The organism is Actinomadura geliboluensis, from assembly GCF_005889745.1.
Lineage (GTDB): Bacteria > Actinomycetota > Actinomycetes > Streptosporangiales > Streptosporangiaceae > Spirillospora > Spirillospora geliboluensis.
In genome coordinates this window covers 1-5,372 of record NZ_VCKZ01000541.1, presented here as the reverse complement: position 1 = coordinate 5,372, position 5,372 = coordinate 1, and the positions used below count along the sequence as shown (strand labels likewise).

General features: G+C 71.4%; 5 protein-coding genes. 2 read left to right on the top strand and 3 right to left on the bottom strand.

What is annotated here, in order from left to right; all coding sequences use genetic code 11:
• Window positions 1–206: TetR family transcriptional regulator (locus ETD96_RS40790; RefSeq protein WP_138641834.1), on the bottom strand; the 206-nt coding region annotated here is incomplete at its 3' end.
• A gap of 61 nt (window positions 207–267) precedes the next feature.
• On the opposite strand from ETD96_RS40790, the gene ETD96_RS40785 reads away from it, so the two are divergent.
• Window positions 268–1,476 carry a cytochrome P450 gene (locus ETD96_RS40785; RefSeq protein ID WP_138641833.1) on the top strand — a complete coding sequence of 403 codons (1,209 nt, stop codon included), beginning with the start codon at window positions 268–270 and terminating at the stop codon, window positions 1,474–1,476.
• Here ETD96_RS40785 and pruA read toward each other — a convergent pair.
• Together pruA and ETD96_RS40775 are read right to left on the bottom strand one after the other, a co-directional pair.
• Window positions 1,473–3,104 carry an L-glutamate gamma-semialdehyde dehydrogenase gene (gene pruA, locus ETD96_RS40780; RefSeq protein ID WP_138641832.1) on the bottom strand — a complete coding sequence of 544 codons (1,632 nt, stop codon included), beginning with the start codon at window positions 3,102–3,104 and terminating at the stop codon, window positions 1,473–1,475. The two genes, ETD96_RS40785 and pruA, sit on opposite strands and share 4 nt — an antisense overlap.
• A gap of 12 nt (window positions 3,105–3,116) precedes the next feature.
• On the bottom strand, window positions 3,117–4,025 hold the full coding sequence (locus ETD96_RS40775) for a proline dehydrogenase family protein (RefSeq protein ID WP_138641831.1): 909 nt from the start codon (window positions 4,023–4,025) through the stop codon (window positions 3,117–3,119).
• Between the two features lie 116 nt (window positions 4,026–4,141).
• On the opposite strand from ETD96_RS40775, the gene ETD96_RS40770 reads away from it, so the two are divergent.
• Entirely contained in the window at window positions 4,142–5,242 is a 1,101-nt protein-coding gene (locus ETD96_RS40770; RefSeq protein WP_138641830.1) for a PucR family transcriptional regulator, read from the top strand.
• Window positions 5,243–5,372: the final 130 nt, after the last annotated feature.

The window sequence follows — 5,372 nt, the reverse complement described above, 5'->3', positions numbered from 1 at the left end:
GGTTCCATGCGGGTGATGCCGGCGTGGAGGACGGCGTCGAGGAGGCCGGCGCGGGAGCCGAAGTGGTAGGTGACGGCGGAGTCGTTGCCTTGTCCGGCAAGGGCGACGATGTCGCGGGTGCGGGCGGCGTCGATGCCGTGGGCGGCGAAGAGGTGGGCGCCGGCGTGCAGGAGGGCGTCGCGGGTGGCGCTTGCGTCTTTCGGCACGCCGATGATACTAACAGGGGGCGTTAATAACGACGCCTGTTAATAACGGGAGGCCGCGCGCATGGCGGACGTCTACGACCCGTTCGACCCCGGTTTCCAGGCCGACCCCTACCCCGCCTACAGACGGCTGCGGGACGAGGACCCCGTCCACCGCCACGACGATCCGCCGTTCTGGGCGCTGTCCCGGTTCGACGACATCTGGGCGGCGACGCGGGACGCGGGGACGTTCTCGTCCGCGCAGGGCCTGACGTTCTATCCGGACGAGATCGGCACGCTGGGCCTGGCCCCGACGATCGTGATGCTGGATCCGCCGCGCCACACCGTCCTGCGGCGCCTGATCAGCCACGGCTTCACCCCGCGCCGCACGGCGGCCCTGGAGGGCCTCCTCCGCGAGTTCGTCCGCTCCCGGATCGCCCTCATGGAGCGCAAGGCGGCCGACGGCGAGACCCCGGACCTGCACCGCGACTTCTCCTCGCCCCTCCCCACGTACGCGCTCGCGCACCTGCTGGGCGTCCCGGAGTCCGACCGGGCCCGGTTCGACCCGTGGGTGTCGGCGCTGACGACCCTCCAGGACGACGGCTTCGACCTGAAGGCGCTGAAGGACGACGCGGTCGCCGCCGTCGCGGAGATGTTCGCCTACTTCACCGACGTGATCGCCGCGCGCCGCGCCGACCCGTCCGACGACCTGATCAGCGCGCTGACGGCGGCCGAGGCGGACGGGGAGCGCCTCACCGACTGGGACATCCTCGGCTTCTGCTTCGTGATGGTGGCGGGCGGCAACGACACCACCGGCAACCTGATCTCGCACGGCGTCGCGCTGCTGGACGGCGACCACGCGCAGCGCGAGCGCCTCGCCACCGACCCGTCCCTGATCCCGAACGCGCTGCTGGAGTTCCTGCGCCTGGAGAGCTCGGTGCAGGCCCTCGCGCGGACGACGACGCGCCCGGTCGTCCTCCACGGGACGGAGATCCCGGAGGGCGAGAAGGTGATGATGCTGTTCGGGTCGGCGAACCGGGACGAGCGGGAGTTCGGCCCGTCCGCGCACGAGCTGGACGTCACCCGGGAGATCCCGCGCCATCTGGGCTTCTCCAGCGGCGTCCACTTCTGCATCGGCTCGCACCTGGCGAAGCTCCAGGCCCGCGTCGCCCTGGAAGAGCTCCTCCAGGCCCACCCCGGCACAGGGGTGGACCTGGAGAGCGCACAGCGGATCGCCTCCCCGTTCACCCGGGGCTGGGTCTCGCTCCCGGCCACGGGCATCGAGCCGGCCTAGCCCATGTGCGGGTACCGGTAGTCGGTCGGCGGGACGAACGTCTCCTTGATCGACCGCGGCGACGTCCACCGCAGCAGGTTGAAGACGGACCCGGCCTTGTCGTTCGTCCCGGACGCCCGCGCGCCGCCGAACGGCTGCTGCCCGACGACGGCGCCGGTGGGCTTGTCGTTGATGTAGAAGTTGCCGGCGGCGTAGCGCAGCACCTCGGCGGTGTGCGCGGCGGCGGCCCGGTCGTCGGCGATGACGGCGCCGGTGAGGGCGTACTCGGCGACCGACTCCATCTGGGCGAGCATCTCGTCGTACCGGTCGTCCTCGTAGACGTGGACGCCGAGGATCGGCCCGAAGTACTCGGTGCGGAAGATCTCGTTCTCGGGGTCGTCCGAAACGAGCACGGTGGGCCGCACGAAGTACCCGACGCTGTCGTCGTAGGTCCCGCCGGCGACGACCTCGACCCCGGGGTCGGCGTGGGCCCGGTCGATGGCCGCCCTGCTCTTGGCGAACGCCCGCTCGTCGATCACGGCGCTCATGAAGTTGGACAGGTCGGCGACGTCACCCATGGCGAGCCCGTCGACCTCGGCGGCCAGCTCCTCCTTGAACCCGCCGTCCCAGATCGACCGCGGGATGTAGGCCCGCGACGCGGCGGAGCACTTCTGCCCCTGGTACTCGAAGGCCCCCCGCACGAGCGCGGTCTTGAGCACCGCCGGGTCGGCGGACGGGTGGGCGACGACGAAGTCCTTGCCGCCCGTCTCCCCCACGATCCGCGGGTAGCTCCGGAACTTCTCGATGTTGTTCCCGACGGTCTTCCACAGGTGCCGGAACGTCGCGGTGGACCCGGTGAAGTGGATCCCGGCCAGTTCGGGGTGCTGGAGCGCGACGTCCGACACCGCGAGCCCGTCGCCGGTCACGAGGTTGATGACGCCGTCCGGCAGCCCGGCCTCCTCCAGCAGCCGCATGAGCAGCACGGCCGAGTACGTCTGCGTCGGCGACGGCTTCCACACGACCACGTTGCCCATGAGCGCGGGCGCGGTCGGCAGGTTCGCGGCGATCGCGGTGAAGTTGAACGGGGTGATCGCGTAGACGAACCCCTCCAGCGGCCGGTGGTCGGACCGGTTCCACACCCCGGCGCCGCTGATCGGCTGCTCGGCGAGGATCCGCCGCGCGAAGTGCACGTTGAACCGCCAGAAGTCGACCAGCTCGCACGGGCTGTCGATCTCCGCCTGCTGGACGGTCTTGGACTGGCCGAGCATCGTCGCGGCCAGCAGCGTCTCCCGCCACGGCCCGGCGAGCAGGTCCGCGGCGCGCAGGAAGATCGCGGCGCGGTCGTCGAACGCCATGTCCCGCCAGGCGGGCGCGGCCTTCAGCGCGGCGTCGATCGCGTCCCGCGCGTCCTCCCGCGTCGCGGTGCCGAACGTCCCGAGCACGGACGCGTGCCGGTGCGGCTGCACGACGGCGACCTTGGCGCCGGCTCCGAGCCGCCGCTCGCCGCCGATCGTCATGGGCAGGTCGATCGGCGCCTCGGCGGTCAGCTCGGCGAGGCGCGCCTCCAGCCGGGCCCGTTCGGCGCTGCCCGGCGCATACCCGCGCACCGGCTCGTTGACCGGCATCGGAACGTTGGTCACGGCGTCCATCAGGGGCCCTCCTTAGCGAGAGACGAACGAACGGAGAAAGAAGACGAGGTTGGCGGGCCTTTCGGCGAGCCGCCGCATGAAGTAGCCGTACCAGTCGGCGCCGTAGGGGACGTAGACGCGCATCCGGTGGGCCTCGGCGAGCCGCCGCTGCTCGGCGGCCCGGATCCCGTAGAGCATCTGGAACTCGTAGGAATCGGGCGACCGCCGCGCCCCGAGCGCCTGCGCGATCTCGATCATCCGCGGGTCATGGCTGGCGATCATCGGGTAGCCGTCGCCCTCCATCAGCAGCCGCAGCCCCCGCGCGTAAGCGCGGTCGACCTCGTGCCGCCCCTGGAAGGCCACCGAAGCGGGCTCGGCATAGGCGCCCTTCACCCACCGGACCCGCGAGCCCTCCCCGACCAGATCCCGCAGATCGCCCTCACTGCGCCGCAGCATCGCCTGGACGGCGACACCGACCCACGGGAAGTCGCTCCGCAGCTTGCCGAGGACCTCCAGCGTGGAGTCGACGGTCGTGTGGTCCTCCATGTCGAGGGTGACGGTCATGCCGATCCGCCCGGCGGCGGCGCAGATCTCCCGCGCGTTGTCGAGCGCCAGCTCCCCCGGCAGCGCCTGCCCGAGCGCGGACAGCTTCACCGAGGCGTCGGCGCCGGCCGCGAGCCCGCCCTCCTCGAAGACCGAGAACATCCGCAGATACGCGTCCCGCGCGGCCTCGGCCTGCGCGCGCTCCCGGGTGTCCTCCCCGAGGTGGTCGAGGGTCACCGAAAGCCCGGCGTCCGTCAGCTCCCGCACCGCCCGCACCGCGTCACCGAGCTCGTCCCCGGCGACGAACCGGTCGACGACGCCCCTGGTCAGGGGCATGGACGTGACAAGACCGCGCATCCGCCCGCTGCGCGCGGCGGCGAGGAGAACAGAAGCGAGCATGGGAGCCTCCAACGTCGAGGAACACCTCGAACCGTAGAAGCGCGCCCGCCGTCCCCCTACAGCCAAACGCCACTTTCAGGCGAGCTAGACTTCATACAAATGTACAAAGGAGTGAGATGCCGCTAGACCTCCAGGAGATCGCGGAACAGGCGGCCGACCTCCTGCAGGCCCCCGCCACGCTGGAGGACCGCGACTTCCACCTGGTCGCCTACGCCGCCCACGGCGACACCATCGACCCCGTCCGGCTGGACTCGATCCTGCGCCGCCGCTCGTCCGAGGACGTCCGGGCCCGCTTCGAGCGGCACGGCATCGCCCGCGCGACGGGCCCAGTCCGCATCCCGGCGGACGCGTCCCTCGGCCAGCTCGCCCGGCTCTGCCTGCCCGTCCGCTGGCACAACGTGACCTACGGCTACCTGTGGCTGCTGGACGACCAGGAGCGCATCACGAGCGCCCAGGCGGCCAAGGCCATGCCGCTCTGCGAGCGGGCCGCCCTCCTCATGGCCCGCCAGGCCCGCGAGCGCGACGACCTGGGCTGGAAGGTCGCCGACCTGCTCTCCACCCACCCGGACGCCCGCACCCAGGCGGCGGACGACCTGACCGAGGCCGCCTCCCCGGAACCGCCCTTCGCCGTGGCGGTGCTGCGCACCCCGAGCCCGGAACCCCTCAACCCGTGGCAGCTCCCCCACTCCGTCCTGACGACGGTGTGGCAGCGCGACCACGTCCTGGTCATCCCGGCGTCGACCCCGACGCCCTCAACGGTCGACCGGGCCCGCCGCCTCCTGGAGGAACGCAACGCCCCCGTCCAGGCCGGCGTCTACGCCCCCTGCGCCACCCTGGAGGACGTCCACGAGGGCTGGCTCCGAGCCCGTGTGGCGGCCCGAACCGCCGCCCCCGGCGAGACCCGCGACTGGACGAGCCTGGGCGTCCTGCGCCTCCTCCGCACAGCAGGCGACGAGGCCCTGACCCAGGCAACCCAAACCCCGGGCACCAACCGCCTGCTCGACAACCACGAACTAGCCGAAACGGCCCGCACGTACCTGGACCTTGCGGGCAACGTCCAGCAAACAGCGAAGGCCCTGAACATCCACCGCCAAACCCTCTACCACCGCCTGCGCCGCATAGAGGAGCTGACGGCCCTGACCCTCACCAACGGCCAGGACCGCCTGACCCTCCACCTGGCCCTAACGCTCTCCCCTCACCTGGCTCCCCCCACCTAGGACCAATGCCGGGAAGTTAAGGTGACGCCGGAGGTGTCAAGGGTTCTCGGCTGGTGGCCGGACATGAGAACGGAGATCCAGTAGAACGGGTGTTCTCTCACAAACGTCCGAACAGACTGGATCTCCGTTG

Excerpts from the sequence above, each read along its gene's own strand:
- pruA (WP_138641832.1), bottom strand. The coding sequence starts at position 3,104 with ATGGACGCCGTGACCAACGTTCCGATGCCGGTCAACGAGCCGGTGCGC.
- ETD96_RS40770 (WP_138641830.1), top strand. The coding sequence starts at position 4,142 with ATGCCGCTAGACCTCCAGGAGATCGCGGAACAGGCGGCCGACCTCCTG.
- ETD96_RS40785 (WP_138641833.1), top strand. The coding sequence starts at position 268 with ATGGCGGACGTCTACGACCCGTTCGACCCCGGTTTCCAGGCCGACCCC.
- ETD96_RS40775 (WP_138641831.1), bottom strand. The coding sequence starts at position 4,025 with ATGCTCGCTTCTGTTCTCCTCGCCGCCGCGCGCAGCGGGCGGATGCGC.